Source organism: Bradyrhizobium brasilense (assembly GCF_029714345.1).
GTDB classification, from domain to species: domain Bacteria; phylum Pseudomonadota; class Alphaproteobacteria; order Rhizobiales; family Xanthobacteraceae; genus Bradyrhizobium; species Bradyrhizobium australafricanum.
The window spans coordinates 8893009-8909820 of record NZ_CP121669.1; the positions used below are offsets into that span (position 1 = coordinate 8893009).

Below are 16812 nucleotides of genomic sequence, written 5' to 3' on the forward strand. Positions count from 1 at the left end.
CGTCAATGCGCCGCGAGCCGAATCTGGGGGCGATATCGGGCTAAAAGGCCGAGAATCCACGAGAAAGTGACATTTATTCACCACCGCCGAGCAGCGAGCCGTTGCGCTTGGCGCTCTGCAAAAGGGCAAGGAAGATCGCAAAAGAGGCAGCGAACAGGACCGCGTTGATGACCAGCGCCCACGCCATCAGGTCGGCGCGGAAGACGTGATCGATCAACAGCGAGCGCATGCCTTCGAACACATAGGTCGGCGGCAACGTCCAGGCGACAACTTGCAGCCACGCCGGCAGCACCTCGACCGGATAGTAGATGCAGGCGAGCGGCATCACGGCGAACATCAATGTCCAGACGATGCTTTCCGCCCCTAACCCGTTGCGCAGCACGAGGCCCGAGGCGAACACGCCGACCGACCAGCTCGTGAAGATCAGATTGCAGAAGAACGCGATCAGCGGCAGCCCGATGGCGTAGAAGTTGAAGCCGAAAAAGAACAGCGCCAGCAGCGTCATCGGGATCACGCCGATGGCGAGTCGGATCAGGCTCATGATCATCAGCGAGAGCAGGAATTCGATCGGCTTCAGCGGGCTCATCATCAGGTTGCCGAGGTTGCGCGCCCACATCTCCTCCAGGAACGAGATCGAGAAGCCGAGCTGCCCTCGGAACAGGATGTCCCACAGGATCACGGCGCCGATCAGTGTGCCGCCCGCCTTGGCGAAGAAGCCGGATGCCTGCGAGATGTAATTCTGCAGGAAGCCCCAGGTGATGATCTGCAGTGCCGGCCAGTAGACCAGCTCCAAAAGCCGCGGCCACGACGACATCAGGAGATACCAATAGCGCAGCACCATCGCGTTGATGCGTTGCAGTGAAATGGCGTGCTGGTGCTGGCTGACGAGTTCGCTCATGGTGTGCCCTCAGGCGCGCCCTCCCGCAGGCGGCCGCGCGCCACGTCGAGAAACACCTCTTCCAGCGTGTCGCGGTTGTAGCGCGCCATGATCCGCTCGGGGCTGTCGTCGTCCTCGATCTTGCCGCGCTTCATGATGATGACGCGGTCGCAGAGGCGCTCGACCTCCAGCATGTTGTGTGACGCCAGCAGGATGGTCGCGTTATGGGTCTTGCTATAGGTCTCGAGATGCTGCCGCACCCAGTCGGCGGTATCCGGGTCGAGCGAGGCGGTCGGCTCGTCGAGCAGCAAGAGGTCCGGTTCGTTGATCAGCGCCTTCGCCAGCGCGACGCGGGTCTTCTGCCCGGCGGAGAGCTTCCCGTTGGAGCGGTCGAGGAATTCCTTCAGATCGAGATCGTCGGCGAGCTGGTCGATCCGCTCACGCAAATGCTGCACGGCATAGAGGCGGCCGAAAATGGTCAGGTTCTGCCGCACCGTGAGCCGCATCGGCATGTCGACATAGGGGCTTTCGAAGTTCATCCGGCCGAGCACGTCGTAGCGCTGCTCGGGGATTCGTGCACCGAGCACCTCGACGCTGCCCGAGGTCGGCAGCACCAGGCCCATGATCATCGCGATCGTCGTGGTCTTGCCGGCACCGTTGCCGCCGAGCAGGCCGGTGATGCTGCCGCGCGCGATGCGGAACGAGATGTCGTCGACCGCGCGGGTGGTCTTGTAGACCTTGACCAGATGCGCGACGTCGATCGCGGCCGACTCGCCTTGTTCAGCCGCCGGAGCTTGCCTCTGACCTGTCCCGACCTGTTGCATATGGCCGTCATTGAGCCATTGCGACAATAAGCGCAAGGCTTGGCGGTAATTAAAGGCTCGCCCTGCATCGTTGCGCTAAGTCGCGAATTTGTGCGCCGCCCACGGCACAGCTAAGGTCCCGGCATGACCGACGTCGCCTCCGATTTCCGCCAACCCCGCCGCTACGTCCGCCTGGATACGATCCTGCGGCTGCGCTGGCTCGCCGCGCTCGGCCAGCTCGTCGCCATCTTCATCGTGGCGCAGGGACTGGAATTCGACGTTCCGATCGTCCCCTGCGTCACCATCGTGACGTTCTCGGCGCTGCTCAATCTGGCGCTGCAGATCGCCTTCAACCCGATGCAGCGGCTGGAGCCGGCCTATGCCGCGGCCCTGCTCGCGTTCAACATCGTCGAGCTCGGCGGCCTCCTGTACTTCACCGGCGGATTGCAGAACCCGTTCTCGTTCCTGTTCCTGGCGCCGGTCCTGATCTCGGCCACCGTGCTGCCGATCCGGCTGACGATCGCGCTCGGCTGCCTTGCGGTCGCCTGCGCCTCGGCGCTGTTCTTCTACCATCTGCCGCTGCCCTGGGATGCCGACGATCCCTTGGTACTGCCGCCGATCTATCTGATCGGCGTCTGGCTTTCGATTCTGCTCGCGATCGGTGTCACCAGCCTTTACGCATTCCAGGTGACCGAGGAAGCGCGCCAGCTCTCCGACGCGCTCGCGGCGACCGAACTGGTGCTGACGCGCGAGCAGCATCTGACCCAGCTCGACGGCCTCGCGGCCGCCGCCGCGCACGAGCTCGGCACGCCGCTGTCGACGATCTTCCTGATCTCGCGTGAACTCGAGAAGACGGTGCATGACCAGGCGATCGCCGGCGACCTCAAGACCCTGCGCGAGCAGGCGCAGCGCTGCCGCGACATCCTGAGCAAGATCGCGCAATTGTCATCGAGCGGCGCGCCGTTCGACACCATGAAGCTGTCGACCTTGATCGAGGAGGCGGTGGCGCCGCATCGCGATTTCGGCATCAACATCAAGGTGCGGCTAGCTGTCGCAGCAACGCCTGAACCGGTCGCCGCGCGCAATCCGGCGATCCTCTATGGCGTCGGAAACATTCTCGAAAATGCGGTCGATTTTGCGCACCAGACCGTCGAGGTGAACGCGTGGTGGAACGCCGAGACCGTTGAGGTCGTCGTCTCCGACGACGGTCCGGGCATCGCGCCCGACATGCTGAAGCGGATCGGCGAGCCGTATCTGTCGCGTCGCCGAGGTGCGGATGAGGCCCAAAACCCACGTGGGGGCCTCGGTCTGGGCGTTTTCATCGCAAGGACGCTGCTGGAACGCACTGGCGCCAAGGTGTCGTTTACCAATCGCACCTTTCCCGATCACGGCGCCGTGGTGCAGATCGTCTGGCCGCGCGAGCGCTTTGAGGAATCCGCGCCGGGCGACGAAACCGAATCCTAAGAACGATTCTTAATCGCAACCCTGGCATTACGGATGCATTGCTCTTTCCAGACGAGCACGCGACTTTCGGCTGCCTTGGCAGCGCCGCAGTAGGACCCCATATAATAGGGGTCTGCCACAGGGAAAAATGGATCGTGAACGCCATCACTGAACTGAATGACCATGCCGACCGCTCGCTCCTCATCGTCGAGGACGACAAGCCGTTCCTGGAACGCCTGTCGCGCGCGATGGAGACGCGGGGTTTCGCGGTGAAGTCATGCGACACGGTATCTGATGGTCTCGCCGAGATCGGCCGCGCCGCGCCCGCTTTCGCGGTCGTCGACCTCCGCCTCGGCGACGGCAACGGCCTCGACGTCGTTTCTGCGTTGAAGCGCAAGCGCCCCGAGGCGCGCGCGATCGTGCTGACCGGCTACGGCAACATCGCCACCGCCGTCACCGCGGTGAAGATGGGCGCCGTCGATTATCTCTCGAAGCCCGCCGACGCCGATGACGTCGTCGCCGCGCTGCTCGCGACCGGCACCGAGAAGTCCGAGCTGCCGGCCAATCCGATGTCGGCGGACCGCGTGCGCTGGGAGCACATCCAGCGCATCTACGAGATGTGCAACCGGAACGTCTCGGAGACCGCGCGCCGCCTCAACATGCACCGCCGCACCTTGCAGCGCATCCTCGCCAAGCGCGCACCGCGTTAAGCGATCGGTTCATTTGTTTTCGCGATGGCCGGGCTCGTCCCGGCCATTTGCTTTTGTAGGGTGGGCAACTTCGTAGCGTGGGTAGAGCGAAGCGAAACCCACCAACTTCACGCCGCGGCGACAAATGATGGGTTTCGCTTCGCTCTACGCATCCTACGCCTCTATGTCCGTCACCCTGAGGAGCGCGCCCTTGCGCGCGTCTCGAAGGGTCGACGGCCACCAGCCCGGCCGAACCATCCTTCGAGGCTCGCTCCGCTCGCGCCTCCGGCGACAAAGGCGAGGCCTTTGCGCGGGGATGACGAGGCAACAGCAATGTTCTTCGCTAAAACTCGTGCCCCTCCGGATCGACCAAGCGGTTGATGCGCTGCGCCGCGGCCATGGCAAAGCGCACCGTCATCGCCTTGCGGGTTGCCGCCGGCAGGCGATGCTCCGGCGCCTCGCAATGCAGATGCGCGCCATAGGCGTCGGCGATGATCAAACCGGTGTCCTCCGGGAAGATCTCGCACGGCAAATCCTGCGTGAAGGCGAAGAACAGCCGGTCGCAATGCATCCGGTAGTCCTGCCATTTCTGGTCGGCGCGCAGATCCTCGACCGATGACTTGATCTCAACGATCCAGATCTCGCCGCGCTCGTTCAGCGCGACCAGATCGGCTCTTCGGCCGGACGGCAGCGGCAATTCGCTGATGCAAGAAAATCCCAGCGATCTCAGAAGCCTCGCCGTGCCGCGCGCGATCGCAAGCGCGGTCTCCGACTGGCGTCGGTCGGGCGCGGGCACAAGCGCGATCTGGCGGGCGGATGAGTCCATTGCGCGAAGATTAGCCGATTCCACGAGAGCATGATCCGGAAAAGTGGAAGCCGGTTTTCCGTGGAGATCATGCTCCAACCGATGGAGCGCGGCAGCGTCGGCCGGCGCGGAGCGTCGTCCGGCTCCGTTGCGGGACGGCGCTCCGCAGGAACCCGTCGCCGCCTCACCGCTTATCCTCCCGGCCGCCGCCACGGGTGGGACTGGAGAGGATTGCCTGGTGATCGACGACCTCTGGTACAAGAACGGAGTGATCTACTGCCTGTCGGTTGGCACCTACATGGATGCCAACGGCGATGGCATCGGTGATTTCAGCGGTCTGCTCCGGCGCCTGGACTATTTGCACGGGCTCGGCATCACCGCGATCTGGCTGATGCCGTTTCAGCCTTCGCCCAACAGGGACGACGGCTACGACATCTCGGATTATTACGACGTCGATCCGCGCTACGGCACGCTGGGCGATTTCGTTGAATTTACCCATGGCTGCCAGCAGCGCGGCATCCGCGTCATCATCGACCTCGTCGTCAATCACACCTCGGATCAGCACGACTGGTTTCGATCGGCGCGCAGCTCGAAGGACTCGCCGTACCGCGATTGGTATGTCTGGTCGGACAGGAAGCCCGCCAATGCCAACACCGGCATGGTGTTTCCCGGCGTTCAGAAATCGACCTGGACGCGCGACAAGCAAGCCGGCGCCTGGTACTTTCATCGCTTCTACGATTTCCAGCCGGACCTCAACACATCGAACCCGCATGTGCAGGCCGAGATCCTCAAGATCATGGGGTTCTGGATTCAGCTCGGCGTCTCGGGCTTCCGCATGGACGCCGTGCCCTTCGTGATCGCGACCAAGGGCGCCTCCAGGCGCAAGCCGGTCGAGCAGTACGACATGCTGCGATCGTTTCGGGAATTCCTGCAATGGCGCCAGGGCAACGCGATCATCCTCGCTGAAGCCAACGTATTGCCCGAGACGGACATGGAATATTTCGGGCGTGACGGCGACCGGATGCACATGATGTTCAACTTCCATGTCAATCAGCATCTGTTCTACGCGCTGGCGTCGGCGGATACGAAGCCGTTGGCGAAGGCACTGACGGCGACCAAGCCACGGCCCGCGACCGCACAATGGGGCTTGTTCCTGCGCAATCATGATGAACTCGACCTCGGCCGCCTGTCGAAGCCGCAGCGCGAGACGGTGTTCGAGGCATTCGGTGCCGACAAGAGCATGCAGCTCTACGACCGGGGCATCCGGCGACGGCTTGCGCCCATGCTGGGCGGCGACCGCCGACGCATCGAGCTCGCTTACAGCGTGATGTGCACGCTTCCCGGCACGCCCGTGATCCGCTACGGCGATGAGCTCGGCATGGGCGACAATCTCGACCTGCCCGAACGCGGTTGCGCGCGCACACCGATGCAATGGTCGACCGAGCCACACGCCGGCTTCACCGAGAGCGATCGGCCATGTGTGCCCGTCATCGACAATGGACCGTATGGCTATGAGCACGTCAACGCGGCCAAGCAACGGCGCGACCCCAATTCGATGCTGAACTGGACCGAGCGCATCGTCCGTATGCGCAAGGAAGTCCCCGAGGTCGGCTGGGGAGATTTCAAGGTTATCGCAAGCCGAAACCCCGCCATCCTGATCATCCGGTACGACTGGCGTAACAACTCGGTGCTGTTCGTGCACAACTTCGCGGAAAAGCCGCTCGAGATATCGTTCAACGTCGGGCTGCCCGACGACGCCGGCAAACTCCTCGTCAATCTCCTGACCGAGGACCACAGCCGCGCCGACGAGGCCGGTCGCCACAAGCTTCTGATCGAGGCCTACGGCTATCGCTGGTATCGGGTCGGTGGGCTCGACTATCTGCTCAAGCGCAGCGACATCGATACCATGGAGCCCCGCACCCGGCGTCAATCGTCCTGATGCGGCCCAAGGATCACGCCCTCATTGGCGCGCAGATCGAGCACGCCTTCGACCTTCTCGCCCTGCCGGTCCATCGAGGTCGACAGCAGGACTTCATTGCTGAAGCCGATCGCGCTCGAGGAGACCGACGCGGCGGCCGCGCCGAAGTTCAGCGCGATCACGGCCACGCCCTCAGTGCTGCGCCGCCGGTAGAGCAGCACATCACCGTGCGCCGCCACCGGCTCATAGCTGCCATGGACGAGCTGCGGCAACCTTCGCCGCAGCGTGATCAGCGCCTTGTAGAGATTGAGGATCGACGCACGCTCCGCCTCGAGACTTGCGACATTGTCGCTGGCAAAATCCTGCGCCAGCGGTAGCCACGGCGGCGCCGTCGAAAAGCCGGCATGGCGCTCGGCGCTCCATTGCATCGGCGTGCGGCAGCCGTCGCGACCGACGCCGATATCCGGCACGTTCTTCTCGAAGGGATCGCGCACCTGATCCGGCGCAATTGCAACCTGGCGCATACCGATCTCGTCGCCATAATAGAGCGTCGGCGTGCCGCGCAGCGTCAGCAGCAGCATCGCGGCGACCGGCGCCTGCGCCGGCCCCACCCGGCTCGCCACCCGCGGCCGGTCGTGATTGCCGAGCACCCAGTTCGGCCACGCCCCCGGCGGCAGCGCCTTTTCGTAGTCGGCGATGATCATCTCGACCGCGCGTGCGCTCCACAAGGTCGACAGCAGCGCAAAATTGAACGGCATCTGCGCGCCGCGCAGATCGTTGCCGTAATAGGCGACCAGCCGGTGCAGCGGCAGATAAATCTCGCCGATCAGCACGCGGTTGTCGAATTCCTCGGTGACGCCGCGCATCTCGGTGATGACGGTGTGCACCTCGAGCTGATCGGTCGAATATTGCGTCAGCAGCTTCTCGTGCGGCGGTCGGTCCTCGCGATAGTGCGGGTTTGTCGGGTTATCGCGGAAGTCGGCATCCTTGATCAGGTGCCAGATCACGTCGACGCGAAAACCGTCGACACCCTTGCGCAGCCAGAAGCGCATCACGTCGTAGATCGCGTCCCTGACCTCGCGATTGCGCCAGTTGAGATCGGGCTGCTGCGCGAGGAAGGCGTGATAATAGTATTGGCCTGAGGCCTCGTCATACGCCCAGGCGCTGCCGCCGAACTCCGACAGCCAGTTGTTGGGCGGGCCGCCGTCCGGCGCCGGATCGCGCCAGATGTACCAGTCGCGCTTAGGGTTATCGCGCGAGCTCTTCGCCTCGATGAACCATTGATGCTGGTCGGATGTGTGGTTCGGCACCAGATCGAGGATCAGCTTGAGGCCGGAATCGTGCGCGGCCGCGACCAGCGCGTCGAAATCTTCCATCGTCCCGAACAGCGGATCGATGCCGGTGTAATCGGAGATATCGTAACCGAAATCGGCCATCGGCGACGGGAAGATCGGCGACAGCCACACCGCGTCGACGCCGAGCCGCGTCAGATAGGGCAGCCGCGTGATGATCCCCTTGAGATCGCCGACGCCGTCACCGTCGCTATCCGCGAACGAGCGGGGATAGACCTGATAGAAAATCCCGCGTCGCCACCAGTCCCTGCTGTCCTGATCCATCCCGTCCCCCCAAGCTCGCAGCCCGGCCCAGGCGGCTCCGCGCCCGGAGCGGCCGATCGGTTCAGGGATGACGCACAATTCGGGACGGAAAGATGGCGCCGTAGCCCGTAGCCCGGATGGAGCAAAGCGTAATCCGGGACCACTGGCACAATTGGCGAGATTCCCGGATTTCGCTTCGCTCCATCCGGGCTACGGGTAGACTTAGTGCCGAGCCATCGCCAGCTGATAGATGGTGATCAGCACCTCGAACAGGATCAGGAAGACGATGATCAGCTCCAGCCGCAGCGAGCGGCTGGTGTCGATGATGTCGGTCAGCACCTGCGCGGTTTCGGCGACGACTGCGAGCTTGCGGTTAAGCGACTCCGCACGCTCCTTCAATTCATACTCGTCCTCGAGCCTGGCGTAGAGGCGCTCGAGCTGCGGCTTGTCCCAGAGGATGTCCGGCTTCTCCGATACCTCGACCGGTCCGGCCACGCGATGCCGCACCAGCAGCGCGTTGCCGATGTGCTTGAGGATCGCAACGCGGCCGCGATGGACGCGGCCGCCCTTGGCGAGCTCACGCGCAAGCGGCTCGGTCGTGTCGAAGACTGCCCGGACCTCGCGCTCGTGCCGCGCCAGCACCACGCTTTTCGCCAACGCCTCGCCGACCAGTATCAGCCGCTCCGGCGAGAGGCCTTGCAGATAGATCGGGCCGCCCGGCGGAATCTGATCCTCCTTCTCGGCGGCAAGCTCGATGATCGCGATCTCCTCCTCGCGCCGCGTGAACAGGCCGGTCATGCGCGACTGCAGGCTGCGCAGGAATTCATCCTCCTCCAGCGCATTGAGGCCGATCAGAACGACGACGCCGTAGCGGAACAGGATCGCCACGCCGTTTTCATTGACGCGAAACGCCAGCGGCGTCGTGGCCAGCACGTCGCCGCGCTCAAGGCCCGACGTGTTGATGCGGTCCGCGACGAAGAAGGCGCGCGCGGTGGTCCGGGGTCCGCCGAGCGGTGATTTGGGGGCCTGGGTCATGAAGTTCCGGACTGCGAGGACTTGAATCATGATCGAGAGCAGCCGCGTACCGGCCTGCTCACGAACTTGTTCTGCTGGAGGTGACCTTATCACGGTCCGTTTTGGGATCACACGCCGGGGCAGCTGCATTTCCGGTGCGTGTTGACGACGTTTCCCGGAAGCCTATGGTGCCCCCATGAACGAGACAACCGACACCAAACCGAAGGCCGGCGCGATCATCGTGCCGGTGACGCTGTTCGAGCAGAACTGCACCATCATCTGGCACGAGCCCACCAAGAAGGCCGTGGTGATCGACCCGGGCGGCGACGTGCCGAAGATCCAGGCCGCGATCAAGCAGACCGGCGTGACGGTCGACAAGATCTGGCTGACCCACGGTCATATCGACCATGTCGGCGGCGCCGCCGAACTGCGCGACGCGCTGCAGGTCAAGATCGAGGGCCCGCACATCGCCGACAAATATCTGCTCGACAATGTCGTCTCGAGCGGCGCGCGCTTTGGCATGACCGGGGTACGCAATTTCGGGCCAGACCGCTGGCTCGATGAGGGCGATCAGGTCTCGATCGGCGATCTCACCTTCGACATCCTGCACTGCCCCGGCCACTCACCGGGCAGCGTGGTGTTCTTCAACAAGGAGCTGCGCTTCGCCCATGTCGGCGACGTGCTGTTCGCCGGCTCGGTCGGACGCACCGATTTGCCCGGGGGCAGCCATCCGACGCTGATCCAGTCGATCAAGGACAAGCTGCTGCCGCTCGGCGACGATGTCGGCTTCATCTGCGGCCATGGCGCCGGATCGAGCATCGGCCAGGAGCGGATGACGAATCCGTTCCTGACCGGCGAGATGTAGCTACTTCATCAGCCCCGCGGCGGTGAGCGCCCGCGTGATGACGCCGCCGACATCGACACCCTTGCTCCGTCGCTTGCGCGGCCGATCGCTCTTGCGGCCGGATGCCACCTCCGGCTCGGCCGCGGGCACCGGTACCGTCATCGAGACCGTGTCGGCGCGCTCGCGCGGAATTCCGGTCGGCGCGATATGCGGCTGACGGACCTTGTCGGTCAGGCCGAAGAAGCTCGCGATGTGATAGGACGAGGAGATCCCGGCCTCGATCAGGAACGCGCCCTCCACGCCATAGCGCTCGTCATTGTCGGCAAGCCCGAGCGGCGTGCCATGCGCCATGTCGGCGATGGTGTAGGACTCGACCAGCGTTTCGCCGTCGGCGTTCCACCACACCTCGCGCGGATGGCCGTCGACATCCGCCTTCGACATCGCGGCAAGCGGCAGGCCGTGCACGTCGAGCCACTGCCGCACGATTGCATCGGCATTGCCGGGATGCACTGTGCGGTCGGCACTGCCGTGCCACACCGAAATCTTCGGCCATGCGTCGCCATGCGTCGACGCGTTGCGCACCAGACCGCCGAGTTCGGGCGCGGACAGCGCACTGCCATGCATCATCGCGTGCAGCGCTTCGCGCAGATCGGTGGCGACGCCGAACGGCAGGCCGGCGATGATGGCGCCGGCAGCGAACACATCCGGATAGGCCGCGAGCATGACCGAGGCCATCGCGCCGCCGGCGGACAGACCCGTCACATAGATGCGGTGCGGGTCGATCTCATGCGTGCCGACCAGATGCGCGATCATCTGCCTGATCGACGCGGCCTCGCCCTGCCCGCGCGCGATGTCTTGCGGGTTGAACCAGTTGAAGCAGGTGTTGCCGTTGTTCAACGCCTGCTGCTCCGGCATCAGCAGTGCGAAGCCGTAGTGCGCCGCAAGCGCCGACCAGCCGGCGCCGTGATCGTAGGACGCGGCAGTCTGGCCGCAGCCATGCAGCACCACGACGAGCGCGGGCGACCGCGCCAGCTGCGCGGGCACGAACGAGAACATCTTCAGATCGCCGGGGTTGACGCCGAATTCGGTCGTCTCGACGAGCGGCGTCGGCACGGCCGGCGCGAGTGCGCCAAGGCCGCTGAACGCGTTCATCTTCGGCAGATGACGCAGAAATTCGACGTTGTTGATCAGGGACAACAGCAACTCCTGAGGTGATTTAGTCTTCTGTGTCACCCGATCAGATAATTGCTGCACTGCAAAATGAAAAGGCCGTGTGCTGTCTTTCCCTGCGGAATTGTGAGAATCGGCGTTAATGCGTGATCGTGCTGCGAGCCGGCCGAAATAGTTGCCGTAGCACCTTGTTTGAGCATCAACTTTTCAGGAATGCGCGCCACGTGCTGCCGGATTCACGCCGTAGCGCGGCGCATCCATGACAGAAATGCGGCTGAAATGGCGATCGACAGCACAAACAATGCGCATGCCGCAAACAGCGCCAGACGTGCCGACATCGTACTCTCGATTGCGAAGAAGACTGCGCCGATCGCGGCGACGCCGGCCGCGTTGCCGATCTGCGTCGTCGTGCCGTACATGCCGGAGCCGGCACCGGCGCTGGCGGGCTGCACGCTCGCGAGCACCGCGCTCGACAATGGCGCCATGACGAGCCCTTGGCCGTAGCCGAAGATCATCAGCACCACCGCGAGCAGCAGTGCCGACGGTGCCGCGACCACCTCAATTGTCGCGACGAGCATGGCGAGACCGACGATCTGCAGCGCACAGCCCTCGATCAGCACCAGCGTGCCGCGATGCCGGGCGCGCACGCCGCTGTGACGCGAGGCGATCACGAAGGTCAGCGCCAGCGGCACGAACACCAGCCCGGCCTGAAGCGGCGGAATCTGCAGGCCCTTCTGGATGAACATGGTCATGATCAGGTAGAACGACAGGTTGGCGAAGAAGAAGAAAAACACCGCGACCAGGCCGCGCATGAAGGCGCGATCCGACAGCAGCGACAGATCGATCAGCGGCATGCCGCCGCGGCGCGCGACGGACCGCTCGAGCCGCACGAAGGCCGCGATCACAGCGATGCCCACGGCCATCACCAGCCACACCCATGCCGTCCAGTTGAGATCATGGCCGAACAGCAGCGGACCGATCAGGCACAGCAGGCCCGCGAACAGCACGATCGCGCCCGGGATATCGAGCCGCGTGCCGGCCCGGCGCGGCACCGTCGGCATGATCTTAAATGCCGCCGCGATGATGACGAAGCCGCACGGCACGTTGACGAAAAACACCGCGCGCCAGCCGAGCCCGGCGAGATCGAGCGTCACCAGCACGCCGCCGAGCATGAAGCCGGCAGCTCCCGCGAGCCCCAGCACGATGCCGTAGATGCCGAACGCCCGCGCGCGGCTGGCGTCTGAGAACAGCAGATGCAGCGTCGCCAGCACCTGCGGCACCATCAGCGCCGCGGTTGCACCCTGCGCGAGCCGCGCGACGATGAGCTCGGGCCCGGACTGCGCGAGACCGCACCACAGCGAGGTCACCGAGAACCCGGCGACGCCGGCGATGAACACGTTCCTGGTGCCATGGATGTCGCCAAGCCGGCCGCCGGTGACCACCAGCGTGGCATAGGCGATCAGGTAGATCGCGATCACGGCCTCGATCTCTGCCGGCGTCGCGTGCAGTTCCGCCGCGATCGTCGGGATCGCGACGTTGACGATGAAGGCATCGACCCCGAACATGAATTGCGCCGACACTACGATCGCCAGCACCCACCAGCGGCGGGACGTGTCCGCTCGCGTCGAAACAATCTGGTGCATGTCCTGTCCTGCCCGAAATGACGTTACAGCGGACATCAGCAGATTCCGGTCATCGCTTCGATTACCTGCGAGGTAAGCCCGGGATCACAGACGCTCGAGCCCCGGCTGCCAATTTGCGTTGACGCGCTGGGAAACATTCCGGACGGCGGCAATCGCCGCCGATTTGCGCAACAACCATGCGACCGCCGCAACCCCCGAGCATTGCCTTGCCCCGGGCCACCCCGTAGGTTGGCGGAAAGCCCCCGATAACAATAGTCCGGAGAGAACGACCCATGGCGCGCCTCAAGTTCGGAGCCTTCCTCGCCCCGCATCACCCGATCGGCGAGCATCCGATGCTGCAATTCCGCCGCGACCTCGATTTCGTCGAGCAGCTCGACGCGCTCGGTTACGACGAATTCTGGTGCGGTGAGCACCACTCCTCGGGCTGGGAGACCATCGCTTCGCCGGAAATGTTCCTGGCCGCCGCCGGCGAGCGCACCAAGCGCATCAAGCTCGGCACCGGCGTGATCTCGCTGCCCTATCACCACCCCTTCAACGTCGCGCAGCGCATGGTGCAGCTCGACCACATGACCGGCGGCCGTGCCATCTTCGGCTCCGGTCCCGGTGCGCTCGCCTCCGATGCCCACACGCTCGGCATCGACCCGATGACCCAGCGCGACCGCCAGGACGAGGCGATCGCGGTGATTCGCCGCCTGTTCAACGGCGAGCGCGTCACCGCCAAGACCGACTGGTTCGAGATGCACGACGCCGCGTTGCAGATCCTGCCGCTGCAGGAGGACATGCCGTTCGTGGTGGCCTCGCAGATCTCGCCGTCGGGCATGACGCTCGCCGGCAAATACGGCATCGGCATCATCTCGCTGGGCTCGATGTCGACCCAGGGCCTGATGGCGCTGCCGCAGCAATGGCAGTTCGCCGAGGACGCCGCCAAGAAGGCCGGCACCACGGTGAGCCGTTCCAACTGGCGCGTGCTGCTGTCCTGGCACATCGCCGAGACGCGCGAGCAGGCGCGGCGCGAGGCCGGCGCCGGGCTGATGCGCTGGCACAACGAATATAACGTCGGCACCCTGATGCGGCCGGGCCTGACCGCATTCTCCTCGCCGGACGAGGCCGTCGACAAGACCGCCTTCGTCGAAGGCGCCGCGTCCACCATCGGCACGCCGGATGATCTGATCAAGATGATCAAGAACCTGGTCGATGTGTCAGGCGGCGTCGGCTCGATCATCGGCTTCGCTCACGACTGGGCCAATCCGGAAAACACCCGCCGCAGCTGGGACATGGTCGCGCGCTATGTCGTGCCCGAGATCAATGGCTATATCGACGGCCTGCGCAAGTCGCGCCAGTTCCTGATCGACAACCGCGCCGTGTTCGAACGCGCCGGTCAGGCTGTGATGGCCAAGATCATGCAGAACGACAAGGCCGCTGCCGCGCTTCAACAAACCGGCCCCGGCCGCGTCGCGATCCCCGCGGTGAATGCGCCGGATCTTGCGAAGGAAGCGGCCAAGCAGAAGGCGTGATTTGCGACCCTTCCTGGAGGAAGAAAGAACGCCAGCTCGCGCCACATCCACCGCCGTCGTCCCGGCGAAGGCCGGGACCCATACGCCGCGGCGGGTGTTGTGAAAGGGGCTCGTCGTTCCAGCGTCGCTCAACAATGACCATTCGGGGTAATGGGTCCCGGCCTTCGCCGGGACGACGGCGGGGATGGTTTGCGCTTCAAGACGCCAAACAATGCGGCGTCATCACCCGCACATGCCGCGTGCGAGTGAGACCATTCGGGTGTGTCAAGGTCGTAAGCCTGATGACCTCGCGCAACCAACTCTTCGATCGCGGACGATTTCTCCGTTCCAGACATGGCCGTGATCAAGACACGCTTCATACATTTTCCTCGCCCTGAAGGAATCGGCAGTGCACGATGGATTGCTTCCGCCTTCGCCAAGGCTTCGGCGGACAAGTCGCTCCGCTCGCAATGACGGATACTGCTACCCCGCGCCCTGATCGAACGCCTTGCGCAGCGCGACGTAGCCCGCCTGCTGCTGGCTCCAGTTGCGGCCGCCGGTGATGGCGCCGTCGATGACGAGGTCATGGCCGTTGATGAAACTCGATTCGTCGCTCGCCAGGAACACCGCGGCATGCGCGATGTCGTCGGGCAGGCCGGCGCGCGGGATCGGCTGCGCCGCCTTGTAGACCTCGCGCATCACGGCCGCGGTCTTCTCCGCCGCTTCCGTCGACAGCCCGAGCGCCTTGCCGAAAATGCCGGTGGCGATCGCGCCGGGCGAGATCGAGTTGACGCGGATGCCGGACTCGCCGAGCTCCATCGCCACGCATTTGGTGAAATGAATGACCGCGGCCTTCGCGGCGCCATAGACCATCGACGAGGAGAAGCCGGCGAGCCGTCCGGCGATGCTGCCATTGTTGATGATGCTGCCGGAGCCCTGTTTGCGCATGTAGGGCGCGGCATGCTTCATGCCGAGCATGACGCTGCGCACCAGCGTCGCCATCGCGGCATCGAACCGCTCGACGTCGAGGCCTTCGATGCCCCCGGTCTGCGCCGGGCCGCCGGCATTGTTGAACAGGCAGTCGATCCGGCCGAACCTCTCAACCGCAAGCGCGATCAGCGCCTGCATCTGTTCCTCGACCGTGACGTCGGTCTGACGGAACACGCAGGTCTCGCCGAGCTGTTGCGCCAGTGCCTCGCCCTCCGGCGCACGACGCCCGGCAATCACCACCTTCGCGCCCTCCGCGACAAAGATCTCCGCCGTGCGCAGCCCGATGCCGCTGGTCGCCCCTGTGATCACCGCGACCTTGCCGTCCAGCCGTCCCATGTCGGTCCCCTCAACTTACGTATGATGTTGCGGATATTCCCCAGCTCCTGCTGTCAATACAAGCACTTGCAAGCCGCCACGCCCGCAAGGTCCGCCTGTGGCCAGAAGGCCACAACTGCGGTTTTTCGGTCGCAGTGGCCTTATTTTGGGTCGCCTGTTCACGTGAACTGGAACGACCGATGGCGAAGTGGATCGACGATTTCAGGGCGTGTTGGCGGGGCGATGCCCAGCCGTCGGTGCGGCTTGCGATTGCCTTCGCGGTGCTTTGTCTCGTTTTGGCCACGGCCGCGCGCTTCGGGCTCGCCCAGATCCGGCCGGATGTGTTCTTCACGCCCTATTTCCCGGCGGTGTTCTTTGCCACCGCCCTTGGCGGTTTCCGGATCGGGATCGCGACCGCGCTGGCGAGCGGCCTGCTCGGCGTCGTGCTCAATTTCAGCGGCGCGCACGCCGATCCTGCGCGCTTTGCGCTGCTGATGATCTTCTGGGTTGTGTGCGGCATCGCGATCTGGGGCGTCGAGCATTACCGTTCCCTGGTCGCACAGCAGCGCGAAGTTTCCAAACGGCTGATCGAGGAAGAGCAGTACCGCAAGGTGGTGGTCGACGAATTGCAGCACCGGCTGAAGAACAAGTCCTCGACCATTCACGCCGTGCTGCATCAGGCGCTGCAGGACCGGCCCGATGTCTGGCAGCGCATCGACCATCGCATCCGCGCGCTCTCGGCGACCGACGATCTGATCGCGCGGGTCGACGGCTATGGCTGCGATATCAAGGATTTGCTGCGCTCGGAACTCGGGCCCTACGGCCACGTGCGGTTCAATCTCAATGGCGAGCAGCTGTTCCTGCCCGCCAAGCTCGCCGTCTCGCTGGCGCTCATCTTCCACGAACTCGCAACCAACGCCGGAAAATACGGCGCCTTCTCCTCGCCGCGCGGATTTTTACAAGTGTCATGGACGGTCGACGACGGACGTCTCAACGTTATCTGGGACGAGACTGAAGGACCGGAGGTCGAGGCGATCGGCGAAGCCGGCTTCGGCACCAAGCTGCTCAAGTCGGCGCTGCGGCCGTTCGACGGCAAGACCGAGATCAGTTACCTGAAGACCGGTGTTCACTGCACCATGCAGTGCAAGCTTCCGAGCTGTTGATAAGTCAGCTTTCCGGCACACGCGCATGTGTTGATGCAACCGCGCGCAGC

The 16812-nt window shown here is 64.4% G+C and carries 14 protein-coding genes; 6 read left to right on the plus strand and 8 right to left on the minus strand.

The window, feature by feature from the left end; genetic code table 11:
* Positions 1–73 precede the first annotated feature (73 nt).
* The gene (locus QA635_RS41185; protein WP_283065867.1) at positions 74–898 is read right to left on the minus strand and encodes an ABC transporter permease; all 825 of its coding nucleotides are present in this window, start codon (positions 896–898) and stop codon (positions 74–76) included.
* A complete protein-coding gene (locus tag QA635_RS41190) occupies positions 895–1701 on the minus strand; it encodes an ABC transporter ATP-binding protein (protein ID WP_283065868.1) in 807 nt (268 codons plus the stop codon). Before QA635_RS41190 ends, QA635_RS41185 begins: the two co-directional genes overlap by 4 nt.
* 123 nt (positions 1702–1824) lie before the next feature.
* Between QA635_RS41190 and QA635_RS41195 the strand changes: the two genes are divergently transcribed.
* On the plus strand, positions 1825–3144 hold the full coding sequence (locus tag QA635_RS41195) for an ActS/PrrB/RegB family redox-sensitive histidine kinase (protein WP_283065870.1): 1320 nt from the start codon (positions 1825–1827) through the stop codon (positions 3142–3144).
* Positions 3145–3278: 134 nt separating this feature from the next.
* Positions 3279–3833, plus strand: a complete 555-nt coding sequence (locus tag QA635_RS41200; protein ID WP_016845514.1) for an ActR/PrrA/RegA family redox response regulator transcription factor — start codon at positions 3279–3281, stop codon at positions 3831–3833.
* Positions 3834–4155: 322 nt separating this feature from the next.
* Here the strand turns inward: QA635_RS41200 and QA635_RS41205 are convergent, their stop codons facing one another.
* The gene (locus tag QA635_RS41205; protein ID WP_283065872.1) at positions 4156–4638 is read right to left on the minus strand and encodes an MmcB family DNA repair protein; all 483 of its coding nucleotides are present in this window, start codon (positions 4636–4638) and stop codon (positions 4156–4158) included.
* Positions 4639–4855: 217 nt separating this feature from the next.
* Here QA635_RS41205 and QA635_RS41210 point away from each other — a divergent pair, with 217 nt between their 5' ends.
* Complete coding sequence (locus tag QA635_RS41210; RefSeq protein ID WP_076824628.1) at positions 4856–6556, plus strand: alpha-amylase family protein; 1701 nt, start codon at positions 4856–4858, stop codon at positions 6554–6556.
* Here the strand turns inward: QA635_RS41210 and QA635_RS41215 are convergent.
* Complete coding sequence (locus QA635_RS41215) at positions 6544–8151, minus strand: alpha-amylase family glycosyl hydrolase (protein WP_283065875.1); 1608 nt, start codon at positions 8149–8151, stop codon at positions 6544–6546. The two genes, QA635_RS41210 and QA635_RS41215, sit on opposite strands and share 13 nt — an antisense overlap.
* 201 nt (positions 8152–8352) lie before the next feature.
* Complete coding sequence (locus QA635_RS41220; RefSeq protein ID WP_225164263.1) at positions 8353–9165, minus strand: RMD1 family protein; 813 nt, start codon at positions 9163–9165, stop codon at positions 8353–8355.
* Between the two features lie 175 nt (positions 9166–9340).
* Here QA635_RS41220 and QA635_RS41225 point away from each other — a divergent pair, with 175 nt between their 5' ends.
* Complete coding sequence (locus tag QA635_RS41225) at positions 9341–10009, plus strand: MBL fold metallo-hydrolase (RefSeq protein ID WP_283065877.1); 669 nt, start codon at positions 9341–9343, stop codon at positions 10007–10009.
* Here the strand turns inward: QA635_RS41225 and QA635_RS41230 are convergent, their stop codons facing one another.
* Both QA635_RS41230 and QA635_RS41235 read right to left on the minus strand, forming a co-directional pair.
* On the minus strand, positions 10010–11185 hold the full coding sequence (locus QA635_RS41230) for an extracellular catalytic domain type 1 short-chain-length polyhydroxyalkanoate depolymerase (RefSeq protein ID WP_283065879.1): 1176 nt from the start codon (positions 11183–11185) through the stop codon (positions 10010–10012).
* Between the two features lie 209 nt (positions 11186–11394).
* Entirely contained in the window at positions 11395–12801 is a 1407-nt protein-coding gene (locus QA635_RS41235; RefSeq protein ID WP_283065881.1) for an MFS transporter, read from the minus strand.
* A 272-nt stretch (positions 12802–13073) separates the two neighbouring features.
* Here QA635_RS41235 and QA635_RS41240 point away from each other — a divergent pair, with 272 nt between their 5' ends.
* Positions 13074–14315, plus strand: a complete 1242-nt coding sequence (locus tag QA635_RS41240) for an LLM class flavin-dependent oxidoreductase (RefSeq protein ID WP_283065883.1) — start codon at positions 13074–13076, stop codon at positions 14313–14315.
* A 462-nt stretch (positions 14316–14777) separates the two neighbouring features.
* Here the strand turns inward: QA635_RS41240 and QA635_RS41245 are convergent, their stop codons facing one another.
* Positions 14778–15620, minus strand: coding sequence for an SDR family NAD(P)-dependent oxidoreductase (locus QA635_RS41245; RefSeq protein ID WP_283065885.1), 843 nt, complete (start codon positions 15618–15620; stop codon positions 14778–14780).
* 179 nt (positions 15621–15799) lie between these two features.
* Here QA635_RS41245 and QA635_RS41250 point away from each other — a divergent pair, with 179 nt between their 5' ends.
* Positions 15800–16762 carry a sensor histidine kinase gene (locus QA635_RS41250; RefSeq protein WP_283065886.1) on the plus strand — a complete coding sequence of 321 codons (963 nt, stop codon included), beginning with the start codon at positions 15800–15802 and terminating at the stop codon, positions 16760–16762.
* Positions 16763–16812: the final 50 nt, after the last annotated feature.